At 72.1% G+C, this 21634-nt stretch carries 25 protein-coding genes and 1 tRNA gene; 18 read left to right on the forward strand and 8 right to left on the reverse strand.

The features are described from left to right. Window positions 1–87: 87 nt before the first annotated feature. From ABZ876_RS04425 to ABZ876_RS04445, 5 genes are all read right to left on the reverse strand, one after another. Window positions 88–1848: a copper resistance protein CopC gene (locus ABZ876_RS04425; RefSeq protein ID WP_361775531.1), complete on the reverse strand. Its 1761-nt coding sequence runs from the start codon at window positions 1846–1848 to the stop codon at window positions 88–90. A 221-nt stretch (window positions 1849–2069) separates the two neighbouring features. Then, complete coding sequence (locus ABZ876_RS04430) at window positions 2070–2843, reverse strand: SDR family NAD(P)-dependent oxidoreductase (RefSeq protein WP_361774116.1); 774 nt, start codon at window positions 2841–2843, stop codon at window positions 2070–2072. Then, the gene (locus ABZ876_RS04435; RefSeq protein WP_361774119.1) at window positions 2831–3310 is read right to left on the reverse strand and encodes a cupin domain-containing protein; all 480 of its coding nucleotides are present in this window, start codon (window positions 3308–3310) and stop codon (window positions 2831–2833) included. The genes ABZ876_RS04430 and ABZ876_RS04435 overlap by 13 nt, the downstream gene beginning before the upstream one ends. A 10-nt stretch (window positions 3311–3320) precedes the next feature. Beyond that, window positions 3321–3953: a GNAT family N-acetyltransferase gene (locus ABZ876_RS04440; protein ID WP_361774122.1), complete on the reverse strand. Its 633-nt coding sequence runs from the start codon at window positions 3951–3953 to the stop codon at window positions 3321–3323. Beyond that, window positions 3943–6126, reverse strand: a complete 2184-nt coding sequence (locus ABZ876_RS04445; protein WP_361774125.1) for a penicillin acylase family protein — start codon at window positions 6124–6126, stop codon at window positions 3943–3945. The genes ABZ876_RS04440 and ABZ876_RS04445 overlap by 11 nt, the downstream gene beginning before the upstream one ends. A 98-nt stretch (window positions 6127–6224) precedes the next feature. Between ABZ876_RS04445 and ABZ876_RS04450 the strand changes: the two genes are divergently transcribed. From ABZ876_RS04450 to ABZ876_RS04475, 6 genes are all read left to right on the forward strand, one after another. Beyond that, on the forward strand, window positions 6225–6827 hold the full coding sequence (locus ABZ876_RS04450) for an HhH-GPD-type base excision DNA repair protein (protein WP_361774127.1): 603 nt from the start codon (window positions 6225–6227) through the stop codon (window positions 6825–6827). 455 nt (window positions 6828–7282) lie between these two features. After that, on the forward strand, window positions 7283–7957 hold the full coding sequence (locus ABZ876_RS04455) for an HdeD family acid-resistance protein (protein WP_361774130.1): 675 nt from the start codon (window positions 7283–7285) through the stop codon (window positions 7955–7957). 148 nt (window positions 7958–8105) lie between these two features. Next, window positions 8106–8393, forward strand: coding sequence for a hypothetical protein (locus ABZ876_RS04460; RefSeq protein WP_361774133.1), 288 nt, complete (start codon window positions 8106–8108; stop codon window positions 8391–8393). A 70-nt stretch (window positions 8394–8463) separates the two neighbouring features. Continuing rightward, complete coding sequence (locus tag ABZ876_RS04465) at window positions 8464–8610, forward strand: hypothetical protein (protein ID WP_361774136.1); 147 nt, start codon at window positions 8464–8466, stop codon at window positions 8608–8610. 281 nt (window positions 8611–8891) lie between these two features. Then, window positions 8892–9188: a type II toxin-antitoxin system VapB family antitoxin gene (locus ABZ876_RS04470; RefSeq protein WP_004943146.1), complete on the forward strand. Its 297-nt coding sequence runs from the start codon at window positions 8892–8894 to the stop codon at window positions 9186–9188. Between the two features lie 141 nt (window positions 9189–9329). After that, window positions 9330–9977, forward strand: a complete 648-nt coding sequence (locus ABZ876_RS04475; RefSeq protein ID WP_361774139.1) for a LytR C-terminal domain-containing protein — start codon at window positions 9330–9332, stop codon at window positions 9975–9977. A 222-nt stretch (window positions 9978–10199) separates the two neighbouring features. Here the strand turns inward: ABZ876_RS04475 and upp are convergent, their stop codons facing one another. Beyond that, window positions 10200–10835, reverse strand: a complete 636-nt coding sequence (upp, locus tag ABZ876_RS04480) for a uracil phosphoribosyltransferase (RefSeq protein ID WP_234519035.1) — start codon at window positions 10833–10835, stop codon at window positions 10200–10202. A gap of 157 nt (window positions 10836–10992) precedes the next feature. Here upp and ABZ876_RS04485 point away from each other — a divergent pair, with 157 nt between their 5' ends. From ABZ876_RS04485 to ABZ876_RS04520, 8 genes are all read left to right on the forward strand, one after another. Then, on the forward strand, window positions 10993–11178 hold the full coding sequence (locus ABZ876_RS04485) for a hypothetical protein (RefSeq protein ID WP_361774143.1): 186 nt from the start codon (window positions 10993–10995) through the stop codon (window positions 11176–11178). 287 nt (window positions 11179–11465) lie between these two features. Then, window positions 11466–11990, forward strand: coding sequence for a hypothetical protein (locus tag ABZ876_RS04490; RefSeq protein WP_361775534.1), 525 nt, complete (start codon window positions 11466–11468; stop codon window positions 11988–11990). Between the two features lie 66 nt (window positions 11991–12056). Beyond that, the gene (tadA, locus tag ABZ876_RS04495; RefSeq protein WP_361775537.1) at window positions 12057–12485 is read left to right on the forward strand and encodes a tRNA adenosine(34) deaminase TadA; all 429 of its coding nucleotides are present in this window, start codon (window positions 12057–12059) and stop codon (window positions 12483–12485) included. A 70-nt stretch (window positions 12486–12555) separates the two neighbouring features. Further along, window positions 12556–12640 (forward strand) — tRNA-Ser (locus ABZ876_RS04500). Between the two features lie 165 nt (window positions 12641–12805). Next, window positions 12806–12982 (forward strand): hypothetical protein, encoded by a 177-nt coding sequence (locus ABZ876_RS04505; RefSeq protein WP_361774145.1) that lies wholly within the window; start codon window positions 12806–12808, stop codon window positions 12980–12982. A gap of 46 nt (window positions 12983–13028) precedes the next feature. Beyond that, the gene (locus ABZ876_RS04510) at window positions 13029–13322 is read left to right on the forward strand and encodes a Dabb family protein (RefSeq protein ID WP_361774148.1); all 294 of its coding nucleotides are present in this window, start codon (window positions 13029–13031) and stop codon (window positions 13320–13322) included. A 206-nt stretch (window positions 13323–13528) separates the two neighbouring features. Continuing rightward, complete coding sequence (locus ABZ876_RS04515; RefSeq protein WP_361774151.1) at window positions 13529–14581, forward strand: SigB/SigF/SigG family RNA polymerase sigma factor; 1053 nt, start codon at window positions 13529–13531, stop codon at window positions 14579–14581. 246 nt (window positions 14582–14827) lie between these two features. Beyond that, a complete protein-coding gene (locus ABZ876_RS04520; RefSeq protein ID WP_361774154.1) occupies window positions 14828–15739 on the forward strand; it encodes an RNA polymerase sigma factor SigF in 912 nt (303 codons plus the stop codon). 114 nt (window positions 15740–15853) lie between these two features. Here ABZ876_RS04520 and ABZ876_RS04525 read toward each other — a convergent pair whose 3' ends face one another. Beyond that, on the reverse strand, window positions 15854–16048 hold the full coding sequence (locus tag ABZ876_RS04525; RefSeq protein ID WP_361774157.1) for a hypothetical protein: 195 nt from the start codon (window positions 16046–16048) through the stop codon (window positions 15854–15856). Between the two features lie 247 nt (window positions 16049–16295). Between ABZ876_RS04525 and ABZ876_RS04530 the strand changes: the two genes are divergently transcribed. The 4 genes from ABZ876_RS04530 to ABZ876_RS04545 all read left to right on the forward strand — a co-directional run bounded on the left by ABZ876_RS04530 (window position 16296) and on the right by ABZ876_RS04545 (window position 20820). Continuing rightward, complete coding sequence (locus ABZ876_RS04530; RefSeq protein WP_361774160.1) at window positions 16296–16811, forward strand: MarR family transcriptional regulator; 516 nt, start codon at window positions 16296–16298, stop codon at window positions 16809–16811. A 19-nt stretch (window positions 16812–16830) separates the two neighbouring features. Continuing rightward, entirely contained in the window at window positions 16831–19362 is a 2532-nt protein-coding gene (locus ABZ876_RS04535; RefSeq protein WP_361774163.1) for an MFS transporter, read from the forward strand. A 111-nt stretch (window positions 19363–19473) separates the two neighbouring features. Beyond that, window positions 19474–20295, forward strand: a complete 822-nt coding sequence (locus tag ABZ876_RS04540) for a YceI family protein (protein ID WP_361774166.1) — start codon at window positions 19474–19476, stop codon at window positions 20293–20295. A 51-nt stretch (window positions 20296–20346) separates the two neighbouring features. After that, entirely contained in the window at window positions 20347–20820 is a 474-nt protein-coding gene (locus tag ABZ876_RS04545; protein WP_361774169.1) for a PPOX class F420-dependent oxidoreductase, read from the forward strand. A 10-nt stretch (window positions 20821–20830) separates the two neighbouring features. On the opposite strand, the gene ABZ876_RS04550 is transcribed toward ABZ876_RS04545, so the two are convergent. Then, window positions 20831–21616, reverse strand: coding sequence for a TetR/AcrR family transcriptional regulator (locus ABZ876_RS04550; protein ID WP_361774172.1), 786 nt, complete (start codon window positions 21614–21616; stop codon window positions 20831–20833). Between the last annotated feature and the right edge of the window lie 18 nt (window positions 21617–21634).

The raw sequence follows: 21634 nt of genomic DNA on the forward strand, positions 1-21634 counted from the left end.
GACGCACGGCCGCAACCCAGGAACCAAACAGTTCCACTCATCGCGAGACGTGACGGAACATCATGTTCCGTATTTTCGCCGCCTGCGTCAGCCGATCGTCACCGGCTTCGACACGGTCACCTGGTCGATGTCGGTCGTGCGGATGGTCGCCTTCATGGTCCAGGTGCCCCGCAGCGGCAGATTGAGCGCGTCCGCTGCCCAGTAGCCGCCCCGGTCGGTGAGGCGCGCGTCCAGGGGGCCGAGGTTGCGCTCCTTGAACGTGAAGCTCAGGCGCAGTTCGGGAACGGTGGCGATGCCGCCGTCCGGCCCGTAGATGACCGCCTGGACGGCGTTCTCGCCCACCCGGCCCGGCGTCAGCTCGATCTGCACCTTGCCGTGCCCGCCGGGCGTGCCCACGTCGAAGGGGAGCACCATGGTGGAGCCGAGGGGCTGTTCGGCCGCGGCCGTGGACGCCGCCGTCTCCGCGGCCGCCCGGCCCGGCTGCGTACCGGTCAGCAGCGTGGTGAGCACCAGCACCACGATCCCGACCGTGATCTCCGCCAGCACCGAGCGGCGCAGGGCACGCCGGTGCGGCCCGGGGTCCGGCCGCCGCTCCCGATCCGCGTCCACGGCGTCCACCACCTCCACCGCGTCCACCGCGTCCACGGCGTCCTCGTGACGCGCCACGGCCTGTGCCCGTCCCGTCCCGGCCGCGACCGTCTCCCGCACCCGCTCCGGCACCGCGGCCGCGGCCACCGCGAGCCGCGCCGTCCAGCGGCGCGAGTACGCCGCCGCAGTCAACAGGAGCAGCACCGCGACCAGCTTCGCGGTCAGCAGCCTGCCGTACGCCGTGGAGGTCAGCGCGTCGAGGGAGCCGAGGCCTCGCCAGGACTGGTAGACGCCGGTGGCGACCAGCACGGCCACCGCGGTGAAGGCCAGCCGCGAGAAACGGGCCACCGCGCGGGCCGGAAGCTCCTCGGGCGCCCGGTACAGCGCCGTGAGCAGGGCCGCGAGACCGCCCAGCCACACCGCCATCGCCAGCAGATGCAGCACCGCCGACGTCATCGCCACGGGCACCTGGATCCCGGCGGCGGCGTGCTCGGACACCGCCCAGGTGACGGCCAGTGCGATGGACAGCACGCTCACGATCGCGAACCGGAGCCGGCCGCGCGGCGCCGTCCCCGTCCGCCCTGCGGCCACCGCCGCCAGCCCCAGCAGCACCAGCCGCGCGAGCAGCGCGAGGCCCGGGCGGCTCGTCACCGTCTCCCGCAGGACCGAGGGGTCGAAGGCCGCCGCCGGGCCGCTGCCCTGCTCGTACGGGCCCCTGAGCAGCAGCAGCGCGCACGTGGCGGCCAGCAGCGTCCACCAGCCGCCCACCAGCAGGCCGCGGGCCCCGCTCACGCCGGTCGCCATCGCGAACGCGGTGATGCCGAGCAGCAGGGCCAGCCCGCCGTAGGCGATGTACCGGGCGAGGTCGTAGAGCATGGTCGAGGCGGCGTCCTGGGCCGTGTCGCCCGGCACGACCGCGGTCGTCACGGAGGGCTTGCCGACGGAGAACGTGAGGGCGCCGGACACCGGGTGACTGTCGGCCGACACCACCCGCCAGGCCACGATGTAGGTGCCGTCGGCGAGGTGCGGGAGCGTGACCCGCGCGGTGTCGGCCCGGCCGTCCGCGTGTTCCTGCCTGCCCGTGTGCACCCGGCGGTTGCCCGGGTCGAGAACGCGGATGGAGTTGTCCAGCAGCCCGACCGACTCGGTGAAGGTGAGGGTGACCGCCTTCGGCGCCGTCTTCAGCACGCTGCCGTCCGCCGGATCGGTGCCCTTCAGCGCGGCGTGCGCGGACGCGGAACCCGTTCCCGCGAGAAGCATCAAGGGAACGGCGACCAGCAGGAAGGCCAGGTGCCGAAGCCCCCTCGGGCGTCCGACCACCCCCGCGGTCCTCCCGCTCACGCGTCCTGCGCCCACGTCATGTCTCCCGTATCCGCCGTTCCCGGGTCCCGTTACGTACGCACACGACCCGCCCCGTGCTCAGTACCGGGGCGACACGACGCACGCGTACGCGGGTCACGCCATCATGACGGGCGGCCGTGTCACCACGTGGGCCGGGCCGACACCCCGCCGTCCACCACCAGATCGTGGCCGGTGATCCAGGACGCGAGCGGGCAGGCCAGGAACACGCAGGCGTCACCGACGTCCTCCGGGCGCCCCAGGCGGCCCGTCGGCACGGCCCGTTGCCACCGCCGCACGCCCTCCGGCCAGGTCTCGGCCAGGCCGTCGCCATCGATCAGCCCGGGCGAGACGGTGTTGACGCGGATGCCGTGCGGGCCGTACTCCAGGGCCGCCGACCGGGCGTGCATGACGACGGCGGCCTTGGATGCGCAGTAGTGGGCGTGCAGGGGCGCCGGGTGCGTCGCCTCGATCGAGGCGATGTGGGTCACGCTGCCGCCACCGGTCTCCCGCATGACCTCCGCCGCCGCCTGGGTGCACATGAACACGCTCGAGAGGTTCGCGTCGAGCACGGCCCGCCACTCGGCGGCCGTCATCCCGGCCAGTTCCCGTGTCGGCTGCACACCCGCGTTGTTGACCAGCGCGGTGAGCCGGCCCCCGCCCCACTCGGCCGCCTCCCGCACCAGGCGCCGGGCCGCGTCCTCGTCGGTGAGATCGGCCCGCAGGACGACGGCCCGGCCGCCCGCGTCACGGATCCGCGCGGCCACCTCCCGCGCCGCCTCCACCGAGGTGCGGCAGTGGACCGCGACCGCCGCGCCCTCCTCCGCGAACCGCAGCGCGATACCGCCTCCGATGCCGCCGCCCGCCCCGGTCACCAGGGCCACCTGCCCCGCCAGCAGCCCGCTCACGGCCGGCACAGCCCCGCGATCCGGTCCGCCGCGGCGGGGTGACGGGCGCTCAGCACGGCCGCGTCGCCGTGCTCGTAGCCCTCCTCCGTGAAACCCGGGGCCATCGTGCACCCGAAGAGCGTCCACGCCCCGCCCTCGGCGACCCGCCCGCCCATCCAGGTGCCGGCGGACACGGTGAGCTGGACGTGCTGGCCGCCGAGGACGTCCGGACCGAGGACGGCCGTGCGGGCGCCGCCGTCCGGGGCGAGGAGCAGCAGTTCCAGCGGGTCGCCGAGGTAGAAGTGCCAGGTCTCGTCGGACGGGAGGCGGTGCAGCGCCGAGTAGTCGTCCGGTGCGGCGGTCAGCAGCGCGACGATCGCGGTGCCTTCCGGCCGCCCGTCGGGCCGCTCCGGACCCGCCCAGGTCCGCCGGAACCGCCCGCCCTCACGCGGGATCGGTTCCAGGCCGTAGTGCGCGATGAGGTCGTCAGGGGTCACGGCACGCAGACTAGGCCCTGTAGGCGGCCTCGTCGCCGAAGGCCGCCTGGCGGTCGAGGAACGCCAGCCGGGCGCGTTTCTCGGGCAGGTACACGTCCGGGAGGTCCACCTCGGGCAGTACGACGGTGGGGCCGGAAACGAAGCCCTGGCGCAGGAAGCGGGCGACGGCCTTCGCGTTGCGCTCGTCGGGGTCGACGACGATCCGCCGCCGTCCGAGGCCGGTGAGGACGTACGCGGTGACGGCGGTCAGCAGCCCCGATGTCCAGCCGTGCCGGGGCCCGCCGGGTCCGGCGGGCGCGAGCAGCAGATGGACGCCGATGTCGCCGGGCTCGACGGTGTAGCACTCGGCGACCCGGTCGGCCGTCGGCTCGTAGGTCTGAAGGAGCGCGGCCGGTTCTCCGTCCTTGACGAGGAGGAAGGCGTGGTGGGTGTCGAGCGTGTCCAGATGGGCGTAGATCTCGCCCACCCGCCGCTTCGACAGCCCGTTCATGCCCCAGAACGAGGCGCGTTCCTCGCTCACCCAGGCGTGCACCGGGTCCAGGTCGGCCCAGGGGTCCAGGCGCAGGATCCGCACGGTGCCGAATCCGTCGACGAGTTGTTCGTGGACGGCCTCCCGGGCGGGGACGCGGGGCTCAGCGGCCATCGGTGCCCTCCTTCTTCAGCAGGTCCCAGTCGGTGACGACCGGGACGAGGTCCCCCTCGAGCCACAAAGGGAGTTGATCGCGGTGGTGGGGCGAGCCCGAGACGCCCGAGGCGCCGAAGGGGACCACCCAGAGGCTGTCGTCGCGGCGGGCCAGGTCCCAGACGTAACGGGCCGACGGGCCGCGCGCACTCAGATCGGTCAGCCCGGGGACGGCGGAGGTGCACAGGACACAGTCGTGGTCGCCGGACAGGCCCGGTTCCTCGTACGGCGGTTCGTCGTCCTCCGGTGTGTCGTACGGCGTCCCCGCCAGCGCCCGCCAGGGGGCCAGCCGGTGGGTGTCCCCCCAGGCGCCTCGCGGCGGGTTCGCGGCGACCTCCTCGACGGCCTCCCGCACCAGCGCGGCACGGTCGACGCCGAACAGCCGCTCGGCCCTGAGCAGGCGTTCGAGGGCGTGGGCGATCCGGTGCAGGAGCGCCAGCCAAGGGTGGAAAACCTCCGGGTGGGCGGTCAGGGCGGCCAGTTCGGCGAAGGCGGGGTGGGCCGCCAGCCGTCGTACGACCGCGGCGCGCACCGCCGCGTACGCCGCCGCGGCCGTGCTGCCGGCATCCATGTGCCGGTCCCAGCGCAGCAGACGGCCGCGCAGCGCGCTCGCCGCGGGGGTGAGGCCGTCGAGAGCGGCGAGAAGGTCCAGCAAGGGCGCGGCGGTGGCGAGATGGGTGTCCATGTGGATGGCCGCCATGTCCCCGGCGGACCAGACGGCCTCCCGTGTCAGCAGTGCGCGGATTCGGTCCGCCCGGTGCGCGGGGGCGAACTCGACGCCGAGCGGGGAGGCCGGACCGCGCTGGTTCGCCATCACGGCGATGCCGTCGTCGACGGCTCCGCGCGGCATCGGGTGCCATCCCCGCCACTCGTGGCCGGGCTCCCAGGCGGGGACCAGCCGTATGCGGTTGGCCTCGGCCCGCAGGGGTACGGCGCCGGCGACGCGATGCAGCACACCGCCGTGGACGTCCGCCGCCAGGACGACATTGACGGGTTCGGCCCAACGGTCCAGCGCCCGGTCCACATCGGCGACGCTGCGCGCCCGCAGCAGGGGGAGCAGGGCACCGAAGCCCAGCTCCCCGGTGACCCGGGCCGGGTGGCGGAGGGCGATGGCGAGCGGGGGGTCCTGGTCTGTGGGGGTGTGAGTGGCGGTGTGCGTGTCCGTGTCCCGACCGGTGCGGGTGTCGGTGTAGGTGTCCTCGCCGGTGTCCTGCGGGCCGCCGCTGATCACCGGGCCCCTCGGCGTCTCGATCACCTCCACCTCGACCGGGTCCGCCCCGGCCACCTGGACCCGCTCCATGTGGCGGGCCGCGGCGCGCCACCGTCCGTCCGGGTCCAGGGCCTCCACGCCTCCGTCCGCCGTGCGGCGCAGCCGCTCGCGGTAGAGGTCCTGGTAGTCGGCCATCGCATTGGTGATCGCCCAGGCGACCGGGCCCGTGTGACCGAAGTGGGCGATGCCGGGAACGCCGGGGACGGCGAGGCCGAAGACGTCGAACTCCGGGCAGGCCAGACGGATCTGCTGGTAGACGCCCGGGGCCTCGATGAGGCGGTGGGGGTCGCCCGCGATGACGGCCTGCCCGGTCGTGGTCCGCTCGCCGCCGGCCAGCCAGCCGTTGCTGCCGGAGGTGCCGGGGCCGTCGGTGGCGAAGAGGGCGACGGCCTCCTCGCCGAGGTGCCGTACGGCCTCCTCCCGCCACAGCTTGGCGGGGAACCCGGCGAACAGGAGGTGGGTGGCGAGCCAGACGCCGAGGGGATGCCAGGGCTCCCAGGGGCCGGGGACGAGTCCCGTGCTAGCGAACTCGGGTGCGCGGCGGGCGCCTTCGTCCAGCCCCTCGTTCACGCCGTCGGTGTAGGTGCGCACCCAGTCGGCGCTCTCCGGGTCCCGCCTCTCCAGGGCGGCGAAGCAGCGTCTGGCCGTGTCGTCGAGGCGGGCCCGTCGCGCGAGGAGGTCCCAGGCCAGGGCGGTAGGGCCGAGGAAGGACGCCGAGGTGCCCCGCGCGCGGTGCCGCTCGACCTCCAGCTGCCAGGCGCGGTCCAGCGCGGTGACCCGGCCCTGGGCTCGGGCGAGCGCGTGGGCATCGCCGGCGCGCAGGTGCGGGATGCCCCAGGCGTCGCGGTAGGTCTCGATGGTCACCCTGCGCCCCTCGACTAATTTAGGTAAGCCTTGCCTAAGTGTCAGGGGGATCGTACGCGAAGGGTGCGGACGCCGTACGGCGGGGCGATCATCGGGACATGGATGTCACGCTTCACCTCGCCCAGGACCCCGAAGCCGACGCGCTCCTCGGGCGCAGTCCGCTCGCCGCGCTGACCGGGATGCTGCTGGACCAGCAGATCCCGATGGAGTGGGCGTTCAAGGGGCCGTGGACCATCGCGCAACGGCTCGGCGCGGACGACCTCGACGCGCACGAGATCGCGGCATACGACCCGGAGGCCTTCGCCGCGCTGCTGTCGGAGAAGCCCGCGGTGCACCGCTACCCGGGCTCGATGGCGGGGCGCATCCAGCAGCTGTGCCGCTATCTCGTCGAGCACTACGACGGCGACGCCGAGGCCCTCTGGAAGGACGTCGGCAGCGGGCCGGAGCTGCTGAGGCGGCTCCAGGAACTGCCCGGGTTCGGCAAACAGAAGGCGCAGATCTTCCTCGCCCTGCTCGGCAAGCAGCTGGGCGTGCTGCCCCCGGGCTGGCGCGAGGCCGCGGGGGTGTACGGCGAGGCGGACTCCCACCGTTCCGTCGCCGACATCACCGGCCCCGACTCGCTGGCTAAGGTCCGTGCGCACAAGCAGGAGATGAAGGCGGCGGCGAAGGCGGCCAAGGCGGCCAGGACCGCGGGCCCGTAACCGCCGGCCGGCACACACGCGGTCGCCGGGCCGGCACGCACGCAGTCTTCGGACGCAGCGCACGCGGTCGTCGCCCGCAGCGCACGCGGTCGCCGGGCCGGCACGCACGCAGTCGCCGGACGCAGCGCACGCAGCGGCCGGGCCGACACGCACGCAGTCGCCGGACGCAGCGCACGCAGCGGCCGGGCCGGCACGCACGCAGTCGCCGGACGCAGCGCACGCAGCGGCCGGGCCGGCACGCACGCAGTCGCCGGACGCAGCGCACGCAGTGGCCGGGCCGGCACGCACGCAGTCGCCGGACGCAGCGCACGCAGTGGCCGGGCGCAGTCTTCGGACGTAGCCGTCGCCCGCAGCGCACGCGGTCGCCACACAGGCAGTCACCGGTCCGTGTGCGCCGGTCAGTCGATCGGACCGCCCCGGTGGCGGGTCCTGCGTGACCGGTCCAAGCATGGACCATGACCGACGCACCGAGCGGTTCCCCGTGGGGATCCGAGTACGACGACCGTCACGTCCACGCCTCGCGCGACCCGCACGCGCCGAGGCCCTCCGACGGCCTCGAGCCACCCGTCGAGGGCCTTCTGCACCTGCTCTCCCGCACCGCCTGGCAGGTCGTCCTGGCCACCGGTGTCGCGTCCGTGATCCTCGGGATCCTGGTGCTGGTCTGGCCGGGCCCGTCGCTGCTCGCCGCCGGGGTCCTCTTCGGGATCTACCTCATCGCCAGCGGCATTCTCCAGGTGGCGTCCGCCTTCGGCACGCACCGGGCCACCTCGCTGCGGGTCCTCGGGTTCCTCAGCGGCGCCCTGTCGATCGTGCTGGGACTGTTCTGCTTCCGGGGCCCACTGGAGTCGATCCTGCTGCTCGCGCTGTGGATCGGGATCGGCTGGCTGTTCCGTGGGATCGCCCAGGCTGTGGCAGCCGCACACGACCCCGGGGTGCCCGCCCGCGGCTGGCAGATCTTCCTCGGCATCGTCACCTTCGTCGCCGGGATCGTGCTGATCGTCTCGCCGTTCAAGTCGATCGCCGTTCTGGTGCTGGTCGCCGGCTGGTGGCTGGTCGTGGTCGGTGTCGTCGAGCTGATCACGGCGTTCCGGATCCGCGGCCGCGCCGAGCGGATCCCGCGCACCGTGTGACCCACGTCAACCGCGCACCGCGCAAATCACTCAAGCGGGCGATTCTCGCGGCCGATGCGATGAACGGCGCCGTGTCGACGGGCAGATGACCCCTGTGAGCACCACCCCGCACCCCCCTCGCACCGCTCGTCGGTGTATCTGGCTGCGGGTGCTCCTGGTGCTCCTCGCGCTGCTCGCGGTCGGTGCGCACGCCGAGGCCGTGACGGCCGAATCCGACGAGGTGTCCGCGGTTCAGGTCTGCGACGCGGAGCACGAGGAACTCATCACGGCGTTGCGGCCGGCCAGCGCTCAGGGCCCCCGTGCCCCGGCGCCGCTGCGGCCGGTGCCACGGGGGACCGGCGGGCCGTCCCAACCGCCGGGCCCGGTACCGGCGTCCGCACGCGCACCCTTGTTCCCCGCCCTGTCCGCCCTGCGCACCGTCGTCCTGCGCTGCTGACAGGTCCGGCCTCCGGACCATCACCTGCCGCCGACAAGGCCGGCAACGTCAGCAACGCGAGGACGACGTCATGCCCAGAGATCCGTACGCGGCCCTGATCGCCCTGCTGCGGGCCGAGGCCATCCGCAGCACGAAACTGCGACCGAAATCCGAACCCGAACCCGACGACGGGGAGGAACCCCCGCCGGCCCGCGCTCGGGAGGGTGACCCCGAGTAGCGCACGGCGGCCGCCCCCACCGGGCGGCCGCCCCTCTCCGGCACCACCGCGCGCGGTGCTCCGGGCCCGGACCCGCGAAGGCGTGACCGGAGGCTGTTCCATGCCTCCGAAGAGGCGCGGGAGCACCCCACGGGGGCCCGCGCGCGGTGTCCCGGACACCGGCCGGCTGTCGCTCCTCGCGAGCCAGGGTTCCGTATTGCACCCGTTTACTGCCTCTTTTCCTTCGTCGCACTCCGTCGCCATGGCTGCGCCCGGAACGTCTGGCCCGGTAGGCTTTCCGTGTGATCTTCAAGCGCATCGGAAACGGCCGGCCGTACCCCGACCACGGCCGGGAAAGCACCCGGCAGTGGGCGGACGTCGCGCCGCGCCCGGTCCGCCTCGATCAGCTCGTGACGACCAAGCAGCAGCTCGATCTGGAGACTCTCCTCGCCGAGGACTCGACCTTCTACGGCGACCTCTTCGCGCACGTCGTGAAGTGGCAGGGCGACCTGTATCTGGAGGACGGCCTCCACCGCGCGGTGCGCGCGGCGCTGCAACAACGCCAGGTCCTGCACGCGAGAGTGCTCGAACTCGACTGATGTCCGGCACGCCCGCCCACCTTGTGCGGAGGGCTCCGGCTCGCGCGGCGTGCCCGCTCCCGTGACCCGTTCGGGTTGGACCGAGAGACGCCCAATGATCATCTAGTAGGCATTGCCGCCCAGGGGCACTACGCTGCGCCCATGAGCATGCTGACTCCCCCAGGCATGGGTGGCCAGTACCGGATCACGGGGGACAAGTATCCGAGGATGCGCCGGCCACGACGCCGCGGCAGGCTCGTGTTCGCCATCGTCGCGTCGGTCGCCGCCGTCGGGCTGATCGGCTGGGGGACACTGCAGCTCATCGACGTCTTCACCGGCGGCGACAGGACGTTGGCGGTCGGCTCGAAGGCGGGCTGCGCCATCGGGCCGAGCGCGTCGCCCACGACGGCCGCCGGCGCTCTGACCGAGCCCGGCCGGATCACCGTCAACGTCCTCAACGCCACGGCGCACACCGGCCTGGCCAAGGAGACCGCGGACGAGCTGAAGAAGCGTGGCTTCCGCATCGGCACGGTGGGCAACGCGAGCCAGGACTACGACAAGAAGGTCAAGGGAACCGGGGTACTGCTCGGCTCAAAGACCGCCCTGGACACCGCGATCCCGGTCCTCGGCACACAGCTCGCGGACGCCGAGCGCCGTACCGACGCCCGCACGGGTACGGCCGTCGACCTCATCCTGGGTGACGGCTTCAAGTCTCTGACGGCCAAGCCGGACGCGGACAAGGCCCTGGCGGCACTGACCGCCCCGGCCTCGTCACCGTCCCCGGGCAAGAACGCCAAGAAGGGCTGCTGAGCGACCGGCCGCGGCGGCCGGGGACCGAGCACCGCGGCGGGACATACACCGCAACGGGACGCGCGGTGCAACCGGACGCGCACCGCAACGCAACGCACAGCGCAACGGGACGCGCACCGCAACGCAACGCACAGCGCAACGGGACGTACCGGTCACCACGCGAACGGAAGCAACCGGGCGCGGCCGCCATCGGCGACCCCCGCCCGGCCCGGCGTGCGCCGTCTACTCCGCTGCCCCGTACAGCCGGTCGCCCGCGTCTCCGAGGCCCGGCACGATGTAGCCGTGCTCGTTGAGGTGGTCGTCGACGGCGGCCGTGACCACCGTGACCGGTGTGCCCGCCAGTTCGCGCTCCATCACCTCGACGCCCTCCGGGGCGGCGAGCAGCACCACGGCCGTCACATCGCGCGCTCCGCGCCTGATCAGCTCCTGGATCGCCGCGACGAGCGTGCCGCCGGTCGCGAGCATCGGGTCCAGGACGTACACCTGGCGCCCCGAGAGGTCCTCCGGCATGCGCGTCGCGTACGTGGAGGCCTGGAGCGTCTCCTCGTTGCGGATCATGCCAAGGAAGCCCACCTCGGCGGTCGGCAGCAGCCGGACCATGCCGTCGAGCATGCCGAGGCCGGCCCGCAGGATCGGGACGACCAGCGGGCGGGGGCGGGAGAGCTTGACGCCGGTGGTGGCGGCGACCGGGGTCTCGACGTCGATCTGCTCGGTGCGCACGTCCCGCGTGGCCTCGTAGGCGAGCAGGGTGACGAGTTCGTCGGCGAGCCGACGGAAGGTCGCGGAGTCGGTGCGGCGGTCGCGCAACGTGGTGAGCTTGTGGGCGACCAGCGGGTGGTCGACGACGTGGAGACGCATGTCCCTAACAGTAACCGGGCTTTCCGGGGCGGCCGCCCGGCCGTACCGCCCCGCCGGCCGCCACCCGGCCGGCGGCTCGTCAGAGGACCGCCCGCACCTGGCATCGATCCCCCCATCAGGGGGAAAGTGGGAGGGACGGAACGGGGGTGGTGTGCCTATGCCCGAGGGGGACTCCCACGAGGAACCCGAAACGCAGGACACGGACGCCGAGCGCAGGCGGCGCCGGGCCGTGTTCCTGCGCGAACTCGCGGAGGCCCGGGAGCTCCGCGACCGCGTCCAGCCCCGTCGAGCCAAGGCCGCGCGCCTGCGTCACGTCATGCGCATGCGCACCTTCCGCTGGTAGCGACGCGGCCGCCTTGGGGGTGGCCGTGCGGCCACAACGCCCCGGGCCGCGTACGATCCGCTGGTGGCGGCAATGAGTGCGCTGGTGAGTGGACCGCTTCGACCGGGGTGTTCGATCGGAGCATCCTCGATCGAAACGGCCAGACACAGGGAGCCGAAGACGTCCCCTGAACGCCTTGTTTCTGCCACGATTCCGAGTGGGCGGGGCTCGGAGAACACGCTCCCCGCCCACGACCTCCGCCGGGGGGACCCCCAACCGGCACGCCTATGACCAGTGGGAGAGTCACGGTGTACTTCGCCGCACTGCTCGCGCGCACCGAAGACGGGTGGGAAGCGAGCGACACAGAGCTCGACGATGTGGAGACCCTGTCGGATCTGACCGACCTGGCCCACGACGCCTCGGTCGACGAGGACACGGTGCTCGTACTCATCGAGCAGGAGGACGCGTGGTTCGGCGTCGTCCGCGTGGATGGCGAGGAGGACCCTCGTATCTACGTTTCGGACGCCTCGGCCGCCGCCCGCAGCTCGTACGGCGAGATCCTGCTCACCGACGAACTGCTCGGAAGGGAGCCCGGCGACGACGTCGCCGACCTGGACTCCCTCGACCTCGACGGCACGGAGGACGGGGAGGCCGAGGACGACGACGCGGCCGGTTCGGACACCGCCGTGCCGCACGGACCCGTGGGCGACAGCGAGATCCTCGACGACCTCGGCGTCGGCGAGAAGGAGCTGCGCGCCCTGGACGCCGAGGACGCGCTCAGCTCGATCGCCGAGGCCCTGGGCGCCTCGGAGGTCCTGGAGACCGTCCGCTAGGAGCTCCGGGTGATCGAGGACGGGACGCCGGCCCCCGATCCGGTGCGCGACCGGTGGCGGGCCGCCATGCGGCTCGCCCTGGACGAGGCCGGCAAGGCCGCCGAGGGCGGTGACGTGCCCGTCGGCGCCGTTGTGCTGTCCGCGGACGGCTCGGTGCTGGCCACCGGTCACAACGAACGCGAGGCGACGGGCGATCCGACGGCCCATGCGGAGATCCTCGCGCTCCGCCGGGCGGCGAACGCGCTCGGCGAGTGGCGGCTGTCCGGCTGCACGCTCGTCGTCACGCTTGAGCCCTGCACGATGTGCGCGGGCGCGGTGCAGCAGTCCCGGGTGGACCGGCTGGTCTACGGCGCGCGCGACGACAAGGCCGGCGCTGCCGGGTCGCTGTGGGACCTGGTGCGCGACCGGCGCCTCAACCATCGCCCCGAGGTCGTCGACGGCGTGCTCGCCGACCGGTGCGCACAGCTCCTCACGGACTTCTTCCGGGCCCGCTGAGAATCCCCGCCCGGGCGATCACCGGAAACGGATTTCAGACCCCGGCCCACCTTGGGGTAGGGTCTCCCTCGGTAGCGTGTCCGAGCGGCCGAAGGAGCTCGCCTCGAAAGCGAGTGTGGCGCAAGTCACCGAGGGTTCAAATCCCTCCGCTACCGCCGGAGAAGGGTCCCGTCGACAGACGGGGCCCTTCGTGCGTCCGGGAAAGGGTCAGGTGAGGACCTGGTGCATTCGTGATCTTTTGCGGGACCCGAACACCCGGCCGAGATACACTCACCGCCGGCGAACGGGCCCGCGAGGCGCAGCAGACGGGGGAGGCCGCGGTGGCGGTGCAGGGAAAGAAGGTCGCGCTGTACGCGCTCGTGGTCTTCGTGCTCTACGTGATCATCACCGACCCATCCAAGGCCGCGGACTACGTCCAGATAGGGTTCGAGGGCATCTCCACTGCCGCCAAGGCCATCGGCCAATTCATGACGTGGATCGCCGACGGAGCCCAGTGACGTTCCACCGGGCCGGGCGGCCACCGTCACACCCCTGGGAGCGCCCGTGATCCGCCACCTGGTCCTCTTCAAGCTCAACGAGGGCGTCCGGCGCGACGACCCGCGCGTGGTGGAGGGGGTGCGTGCCTTCGAGGCCCTAGGCGACCAGATCGACGAACTGCGCTTCTGGGAGTGCGCCTGGAACATCACCGACCGGCCCATCGCCTACGACTTCGCGATCAACTCGGCGGTCGACGACACGGACGCGCTGCGGCGCTATCTCGAGCACCCGGCGCACCAGGCGGGCGTCGCGATGTGGCGCGAGTTCGCCACTTGGGTGATCGCGGACTACGAAATCTGAGCGACAGCGGGCACGGATTCCGTGCGACACCCCCCGCGGAGCCCTCCACCGGAACGGTGGCGGGCTCTCCTGTGTCTAGTGCCCCAACTCTCCCTCAACACGGCGTTATGCGGTGCTTGCACAGAGTGTCCATTTCTTGTGATGCTATGACCGCTTTTGACGGTGAGTTGACAGAGGCGTTAGTGGATGAAGAGGTGGCGTTGACCGTGTCGGCCAGTACTGCGCCACCCCAGGACGAGGAGGCCCCGCGCCCGAGTCCCGGCCGGCACCGGACGTCCGCCACGGCTCCCGCACGACGCCAGGAATCCGCCACCTCCGCCTCCCCGGAACCCCGGGAACCCGACAGCACCCCCGCGCCCGCCTCCTCCGCCTCCACCGCCCCTTCCGACCCCCGGCCGCCCGACACCACCCCCTCGCCCTCCCGCGACCCCCAGCCCCCCGACAGCACCTCCTCCGCGCCCCCGGACCCAGCCTCGGCGACCAACCCCCCGAAGCGCCGCGGCGCCGACACCCGGGCCCTCACCCAGGTGCTCTTCGCCCAGCTGAAGGATCTCGAGCCGGGCACGCCGGAGCACCACCGCGTGCGCGGGGCCCTCATCGAGGCGAACCTCCCGCTGGTGCGCTACGCCGCCGCCCGTTTCCGCTCCCGCAACGAGCCCATGGAGGACGTCGTCCAGGTCGGCACCATCGGTCTGATCAACGCCATCGACCGCTTCGACCCCGACCGGGGCGTGCAGTTCCCGACCTTCGCGATGCCGACCGTCGTCGGCGAGATCAAGCGCTACTTCCGCGACAACGTCCGCACGGTCCACGTCCCGCGCCGGCTGCACGAACTGTGGGTACAGGTGAACAGCGCCACCGAGGACCTGACGACGACGCACGGGCGCTCCCCGACCACCGCCGAGATCGCCGAACGGCTGCGCATCAGCGAGGACGAGGTGGTGGCCTGTATCGAGGCCGGGCGCTCGTACCACGCCACCTCGCTGGAGGCCGCCCAGGAGGGCGACGGACTGCCGGGGCTCCTGGACCGGCTCGGCTACGAGGATCCGGCCCTCGACGGAGTCGAGCACCGCGATCTCGTACGGCATCTGCTCGTCCAGCTGCCGGAGCGCGAGCAGCGGATCCTGCTGCTGCGCTACTACAGCAATCTGACCCAGTCGCAGATCAGCGCCGAACTGGGGGTCTCCCAGATGCATGTGTCAAGGCTCCTCGCCAGGAGCTTCGCGCGACTGAGATCCGCAAACAGGATCGATGCATAACTCACGCGAGCGAATCATTCCCAAGGGTTCTTCCCGACAGTTCTGCACTGAAAGGCAGTCAGAACCCTTCCAACCAGGGCACCTTCACCTCGTAGATGTCGACATGTCACTACAGCGTGTTGCCGACATGTGACATTCTTCCCGGAGCGCGTTTGCCGCAGCCTCGTGGCCGGTATTCAGTCGGAGGCTGCGTTCCTCTCGACGGGAGCGTCCGCCGCGACCGTCCCGCGACCCAAAGGGGGTGGCATGTCCGCAGACCAGGGCAGCTCGAAGGTGCTCACGCTCATGCAGAGCGACCCCGCGCCCGACGTGCTCCAGGACCTTCAGGCCCCTCAGGACCTCCCGGGTGCCGAGATCCTTCCGGCTCCCGAGGCCCCGGACCTTCCGTCCTCGGAGCCCATCGACACCCGCACCCTGTCCCGCTCCCTCTTCCTGCGGCTCGCCGCCCTCGACGAGCACAGCCCGGAGCGCGCCTACGTCCGGGACACGCTCATCGAGCTGAACCTCCCCCTCGTGCGCTACGCGGCCGCCCGCTTCCGCAGCCGCAACGAGCCGATGGAGGACATCGTCCAGGTCGGCACGATCGGTCTGATCAAGGCGATCGACCGGTTCGACTGCGAACGCGGGGTGGAATTCCCGACGTTCGCCATGCCGACGGTGGTCGGTGAGATCAAGCGGTTCTTCAGGGACACGTCGTGGTCCGTGCGGGTGCCGCGCCGGCTCCAGGAGCTGCGCCTGGCTCTCACCAAGGCCAGCGACGAGCTGTCGCAGAAGCTGGACCGCTCGCCGACGGTCACCGAACTCGCCTCCGTGCTCGGGGTGTCGGAGGAGGACGTGGTCGACGGCCTCGCCGTCGGCAACGCGTACACGGCGTCGTCGCTGGACTCGCCCGCACCCGAGGACGACGGCGGCGAGGGCTCGCTCGCGGACCGCCTCGGCTACGAGGACTCGGCGCTGGAGGGCGTGGAGTATCGCGAGTCCCTCAAGCCGCTGCTGGCCAAACTGCCGCCCCGTGAGCGGCGGATCATCATGCTGCGCTTCTTCGCGAACATGACGCAGTCGCAGATCGGCGAGGAGGTCGGCATCTCCCAGATGCATGTCTCCCGGCTGCTCACCCGCACGCTGGCGCAGCTGCGGGAGGGCCTGATCTCGGACTAGCCCCGCCGCGCCCGGCCCGGCTGACGTCGCGTCAGCCCGGCCCGCCGGCCGTTTCGGCCTGTGCGAGAGAAAGCCCCGGGGGCCGTCTCCGTCCGGAGTCCGGCTCCCGGCCGGTTACTTCATCGCGAGCCAGGCGACCGCGGCGACGATCACCACGGCGGCGATGACACCGACGATCAGGCCGATGCGCGGCCCCGCCGAGGCGGGGGCCGACTGCCTGGCCTGCGGCGCCTCGTCGACGAACGCGCGGAACATCTGCGTGCTGCCGGCGGGGTCGTAGTTGCCCTGGGGGCCCTGGGTGTTAGCCATGGCCCGAGACCCTAGCGAATCCGCGGTTGCCACCCAAGTGGGGGGCTGCGCCCTGATGCCCGGTTCGGGCTGAACGGCCTGGTCCGCGCCCGGCGGGCGGGTCTGCGCTCCCGGCTCTCACCTCGGGATTTACACTCGCCAATACTTGCCTTTGTCAACTTTTTACGCGTCGGACCCAATGATTCATTTGCCTGCAGCAACCAATGAACCTAAGGTTGCTCTAGGCAACGAATTATCGGGAGGTGCGATGGCCGAGCGAGCGCAGTACGCAGAGCTCGCGCGACAGCTCAGCGCCATCGGTGCCGTGAAAAGGGACATGGGGCGGATCCTGCCGCCCGAGTGCCCGGGCGGCTCCGCCGCCGTGCTGACCCTGCTCGGTCGTCACGGCGACATGCGCATGAGCAAGCTCGCGGAGCTGCTGGCCGTCGACATGTCGGTCACCAGCCGCCATGTCGCGCACGTCGCGGAGCGCGGCTGGATCGAGCGCTCCCCCGACCCCGCGGACAAACGCTCCCGCATCCTGCGCCTGACCGACGCCGGCATGGCCCAGCTCGACGAACTGTCCCGGCGCAGCACCGAACTGCTGGCCGAGCGGCTCGCCGACTGGCCTGACGACGACGTCCTCCGGCTCATCCAGCTGATGACGCGGCTGCGGGAGAGCTTCGGCGACTGCCGCTCCGCACCCCGGCTCGCGCACTCCGCCCCCGCGGCGGAACCCCCGGCGGAACCCGTTGCCGACCGGACCACCCGTACACCCGCATAGACGTAAGAAAAGGAAGCCCATGGCAACGACCACACCAGCCGGTGTGCGGGCTCACGCCAAGCACGGGGGAGGCTCCCCCGACGGCGCTCCGATGACCCACCGGCAGATCATGGAGGCCCTGTCCGGGCTCCTGCTCGGCATGTTCGTGGCGATCCTGTCGTCCACGATCGTCTCCAACGCACTGCCGCACATCATCGGCGACCTCGGCGGCGGCCAGTCCGCCTACACCTGGGTCGTGACCGCGTCGCTGCTGGCCATGACCGCGACCACCCCGCTGTGGGGCAAGCTCGCGGACCTCTACAGCAAGAAGGCGCTCGTCCAGATAGCCCTGGTCATCTATGTCCTGGGCTCGATGGCCGCGGGCCTGTCGCAGAATCCCGGCATGCTCATCGCCTGCCGTGTCGTCCAGGGCGTCGGTGTCGGCGGTCTGTCCGCCCTGGCGCAGATCGTCATGGCGGCGATGATCTCCCCGCGTGAGCGCGGCCGCTACTCGGGCTACCTCGGCGCCACCTTCGCCGTCGCCACCGTCGGCGGCCCGCTGATCGGCGGCGTCATCACCGACACCTCCTGGCTCGGCTGGCGCTGGTGCTTCTACGTCGGCGTGCCCTTCGCGGTGATCGCGCTGATCGTGCTCCAGAAGACCCTGCACCTGCCCGTGGTGAAGCGGGACGTCAAGGTCGACTGGGCCGGCGCGCTCTTCATCTCCGCCGCCGTCTCCCTGCTGCTGATCTGGGTCACCTTCGCCGGTGACAAGTACGACTGGCTGTCGTGGCAGACGTACGCCATGGTCGCGGGCGCGGTCGTTCTCGGCGCGGTCTTCGTGTTCGTCGAGACCAAGGCCGCCGAGCCGATCATCCCGCTGCGCCTGTTCCGCAACCGCACCATCACCCTGTCGTCGCTCGCCTCGCTCTTCGTGGGCGTCGCGATGTTCACCGGCACGGTCTTCTTCGCCCAGTACTTCCAGCTGGCCCGCGACAAGTCCCCGACGATGTCCGGTGTGCTGACCATCCCGATGATCGGCGGCCTGTTCGTCTCCTCCACTGTCTCCGGCCAGGTCATCACCAAGACCGGCAAGTGGAAGGCGTGGCTGGTCAGCGGCGGCGTGCTGGTCACCGCCGGTCTGGCGCTGCTCGGCACCCTCCGGTACGACACGGCGTACTGGAAGACGGCCGTCTTCATGGCGCTGATGGGCCTCGGCATCGGCATGATGATGCAGAACCTGGTGCTCTCCACGCAGAACCAGGTGGCGCCCACCGACCTCGGTTCGGCCAGCTCCACGGTGACCTTCTTCCGCTCCCTCGGCGGTGCGATGGGCGTCTCCGCGCTCGGCGCGATCATGGCCCACCGGATCACCCACTACTTCACCGACGGCCTCGTCGACCTCAGCCCGAAGTACCGGAGGCTGGCGGCCCACTCCGGCTCCGACGGCGCCATCCCGGACCTCGCCAAGCTGCCCCGGCCGCTGCGCACCCTCATGGAGAGCTCGTACGGCCACGCCATCGGCGACGTCTTCCTGATCGCCGCGTGCTTGGCGTTCCTCGCCTTCGTGATCACGCTGTTCATCAAGGAGGTCCCGCTGAAGACCCGGGGCGGCCTGGCACAGGCCGCGGCGGCCGAGGCCGAGCAGGCCCCGGCGGCCACCGCGACCGCCACCGTGACGACCGGCCCCGCCGAGGAGAAGACTCCCAGCTGGGCCATGGCGAGCACCGAGACCGCTGCCGAGGGCACGGCCGCACAGAGGCTCGCGGCCGTCGCCACCCTCGCCGCACCCGGCGAGTCCACGCCGTCCGGCGGCATCCCGGTGCGCGGCTTCGTCCGCGGCGCCGAGAGCGCCCCGGTCCCGCAGGCAGCCGTCACGCTGATCTCCCTCGGGGGTCGCCAGCTGGGCCGGTCGGTCGCCGGGGCGGACGGCTCCTACGCCGTGGACGCGCCGGGCACGGGCTCGTACGTCCTGATCGCCTCCGCCGACGGCTACCAGCCGCAGGCGTCCACGATCGTGGTGAACGGGGAGCCGGTGGCGTACGACATCCTGCTCAGCGGCACCAGCGGCCTGAGCGGTGTCGTCCGGGCCGCCGAGACCGCACTGCCGGTCAAGGACGCGATGGTGATCGTCACGGACGTCCGCGGTGATCTGCTGGCCACCGCCACCACCGGCGAGCAGGGCGACTTCTCCTTCGCCGAACTGGTGCCGGGTCCCGTCACCGTCGCGGTGAACGCCGCCGGTTTCCGGCCACGGGCCCTGCCCGTCGAGGTGGGCGGCACCGGGGTCACCCGGATCGAGGTCGACCTCGACTCCGGCGCCCAGGTACAGGGCGTCGTACGGGCCCCGCACGGCCCGCTCGCGGACGCTCGCGTGACCCTGGTGGACGCGGCCGGAAACGTGGTCGGCACGGCCACGACCGGCGCGGACGGGGCGTATGCCTTCACCGACCTGAACGGCGGCGAGTACACCGTCATCGCGACCGGCTATCCGCCGGTGGCCACGGCCGTGACGGTGAGCGGCCGCGGCGTCGACGACCACGACATCGAACTCGCCCACCCGGGCGAGTAGGCCGGACCCCGGCCCGTGGGGGCGCGCTCTGAGCGGAGGTGCGCCCCCGCGGGCCGGATTTTTTTGAGCCTTTCCACGGGGATTTTCAAGGATTCAGAGGGAGACCACACGATGGCACTGACCGCACGCATCCGTACGCGGGACGGCTGGGCCGTGTCGCACGCGGTCGTCACCGTGACCGACATGACGGGTACGCAGGTGCTGCGTGCCGAGGCCGACGCGGAGGGGTCCGTCCGGGACACCACCGAACTGGCACCCGGCGCGTACACGGTGATCGTCACAGCGGTCGGGTACGCGCCCGCCGCCTCCAGCGCGATCGTCACCGCGAGCGGCCGGGCCGAGATCGGGGCCGTGACGCTGGCCCGGCAGGGCGGCGCCGAGCTGCCGCCGCCCGGACCGTGGGCCATCGACCCTGCGCACTCCTCGGTGAGCGCCGTCGCGCAGCACCTGGGCATCTCCAGCGTGCACGGCCGGTTCACCGAGTTCTCCGGGCGCATCGAGATCGCCCCGGACGAGGTGCGGAAGTCCCGCGTCGAGGCCGTCATCGGCGCCGCGTCCATCGACACGGGCAACGGCATGCGCGACGACCACCTGCGCTCGGCCGACTTCCTGGACGTCGAGGCGCACCCGCGGATCACCTACCGTTCCACCGGCCTGACGGCCACCGGCTCCGACCGCTGGACGGTCCATGGAGAGCTGCATATGCGCGGCGTCGTCCGCCCGGTCGACCTCGACCTCGCCTACCTCGGCACCGGATCCGACCCATGGGGCGGCACCCGCGCGGCGTTCCGGGCCACGACCGAACTGCGCCGCGAGGACTTCGCGATGAACTACAACCAGGTCCTCCAGGCCGGCATCGCCGCGATCGGCACGACGCTGCGGGTGGAACTGGACATCCAGGCGGTGCAGGGCGAGTCACTCCCGCAGGCGTAGGCACGGCGGGGTCGGGCTCCCCGGCCGCGTGAGCGCCTAGGCTTCCGTCCCATGGCACCCGACATCGCGACGAACACCGCCGTATCGCTGGACGAGCTGCTGGACTTCGTACGCCCCCGGCACCGCGCGATCCTGCTGACGCGCCGGGCCGACGGAGGTCCCCAGGGCTCTCCGCTGACCTGCGGGGTCGACGACTCGGGTCGGATCGTGGTCTCCACCTACCCGGAGCGGGCCAAGACGCGCAACGCCAGGAGAGACGGACGGGTCAGTGTGATCGTGCTCAGCGACGACTGGAACGGCCCGTGGGTCCAGGTCGACGGCACCGCCGAGGTCATCGACGCGCCGGACTCCGTGGAGCCGCTCGTCGAGTACTACCGCACCATCGCGGGCGAACACCCGGACTGGGACGAGTACCGCGAGGCGATGGTCCGGCAGGGCAAGTCGATCATCCGGATCACCCCGGTGAAGTGGGGCCCGGTGGCGACCGGCGGCTTCCCCGCCCGCCTCGCGCCCCCGCAGGACTGACCGCCCTGGGTCACCCGGGCCGGCCCCGGGCGACCATGGCCTCGATCCCCGCGATCAGCGTCTGAAGCGCGAACGCGAAGTCTCGGTCGCGCATCTCCTCCACCGTGTCGCCGCCGCGGGCCTCGACGAGGTCCGCGGAGCGGTGCACGGCCTCACCCAGGTCGGGGCTCCGGGTCACCGCGCTCAGCGCCTGCCGGAAGTACTCGTCCTGGGTCGTCCCGGCCGCCGCACAGCGCTCGATGAAGTGCCCCTCGATCGTGCCGAATCCGTACACGAACTGGAAGACCGCCGAGATCGCGCCCATCTGCTCGTGCGCGGGCAGCCCGGTCAGCCGGATCACCCGCTGCACGGCGAGCGAGAAGGCGGCGGCGTACGGGCCGATGTTGAGGAACCTCCCGGCCAGCGGGGACAGCCAGGGGTGGCGCACCAGCAGCGCCCGGTACTCCGCGGCGAGCGCCCGCAGCTGGTGGCGCCAGTCCCGGTCCGCGTCGGCGGCCGGCAACCGCATCTCCCCGAAGGCCGCGTCCAGCGCCAGTTCCAGCAGGTCGTCCTTGGTGTCCACGTACCAGTAGACCGACATCGCCGTGACGTTCAGCTCGGCGGCCAGGCGGCGCATCGAGAACTTCGCCAGGCCCTCCGCGTCCAGCAGCCGCACGGTCGCCCCGGTGATCCGCTCGCGGTCCAGTCCGGAGGGCTGACCGCCGGCTGCGCGCGTGCCGCCGCCCCGGGGGGCCTTTCCCTCCAGCCAGACGCTGGTCCGCAACGGGCGCCCGGCCCGCTGGGCTGCCTTCACCATGGCGCACCTTCCTCGACA

The sequence above is a fragment of the Streptomyces sp. NPDC046931 genome (assembly GCF_040644655.1).
GTDB lineage: Bacteria > Actinomycetota > Actinomycetes > Streptomycetales > Streptomycetaceae > Streptomyces.

Excerpts from the sequence above, each read along its gene's own strand:
- ABZ876_RS04425 (WP_361775531.1), bottom strand. The coding sequence starts at position 1,848 with ATGCTTCTCGCGGGAACGGGTTCCGCGTCCGCGCACGCCGCGCTGAAG.
- ABZ876_RS04530 (WP_361774160.1), top strand. The coding sequence starts at position 16,296 with ATGGCCGAGCGAGCGCAGTACGCAGAGCTCGCGCGACAGCTCAGCGCC.
- ABZ876_RS04475 (WP_361774139.1), top strand. The coding sequence starts at position 9,330 with ATGAGCATGCTGACTCCCCCAGGCATGGGTGGCCAGTACCGGATCACG.
- ABZ876_RS04525 (WP_361774157.1), bottom strand. The coding sequence starts at position 16,048 with ATGGCTAACACCCAGGGCCCCCAGGGCAACTACGACCCCGCCGGCAGC.
- ABZ876_RS04540 (WP_361774166.1), top strand. The coding sequence starts at position 19,474 with ATGGCACTGACCGCACGCATCCGTACGCGGGACGGCTGGGCCGTGTCG.
- ABZ876_RS04440 (WP_361774122.1), bottom strand. The coding sequence starts at position 3,953 with ATGGCCGCTGAGCCCCGCGTCCCCGCCCGGGAGGCCGTCCACGAACAA.
- ABZ876_RS04550 (WP_361774172.1), bottom strand. The coding sequence starts at position 21,616 with ATGGTGAAGGCAGCCCAGCGGGCCGGGCGCCCGTTGCGGACCAGCGTC.
- ABZ876_RS04545 (WP_361774169.1), top strand. The coding sequence starts at position 20,347 with ATGGCACCCGACATCGCGACGAACACCGCCGTATCGCTGGACGAGCTG.
- ABZ876_RS04450 (WP_361774127.1), top strand. The coding sequence starts at position 6,225 with ATGGATGTCACGCTTCACCTCGCCCAGGACCCCGAAGCCGACGCGCTC.
- tadA (WP_361775537.1), top strand. The coding sequence starts at position 12,057 with ATGCGGCTCGCCCTGGACGAGGCCGGCAAGGCCGCCGAGGGCGGTGAC.
- ABZ876_RS04535 (WP_361774163.1), top strand. The coding sequence starts at position 16,831 with ATGGCAACGACCACACCAGCCGGTGTGCGGGCTCACGCCAAGCACGGG.
- ABZ876_RS04520 (WP_361774154.1), top strand. The coding sequence starts at position 14,828 with ATGTCCGCAGACCAGGGCAGCTCGAAGGTGCTCACGCTCATGCAGAGC.
- ABZ876_RS04465 (WP_361774136.1), top strand. The coding sequence starts at position 8,464 with ATGCCCAGAGATCCGTACGCGGCCCTGATCGCCCTGCTGCGGGCCGAG.
- ABZ876_RS04485 (WP_361774143.1), top strand. The coding sequence starts at position 10,993 with ATGCCCGAGGGGGACTCCCACGAGGAACCCGAAACGCAGGACACGGAC.
- upp (WP_234519035.1), bottom strand. The coding sequence starts at position 10,835 with ATGCGTCTCCACGTCGTCGACCACCCGCTGGTCGCCCACAAGCTCACC.
- ABZ876_RS04455 (WP_361774130.1), top strand. The coding sequence starts at position 7,283 with ATGACCGACGCACCGAGCGGTTCCCCGTGGGGATCCGAGTACGACGAC.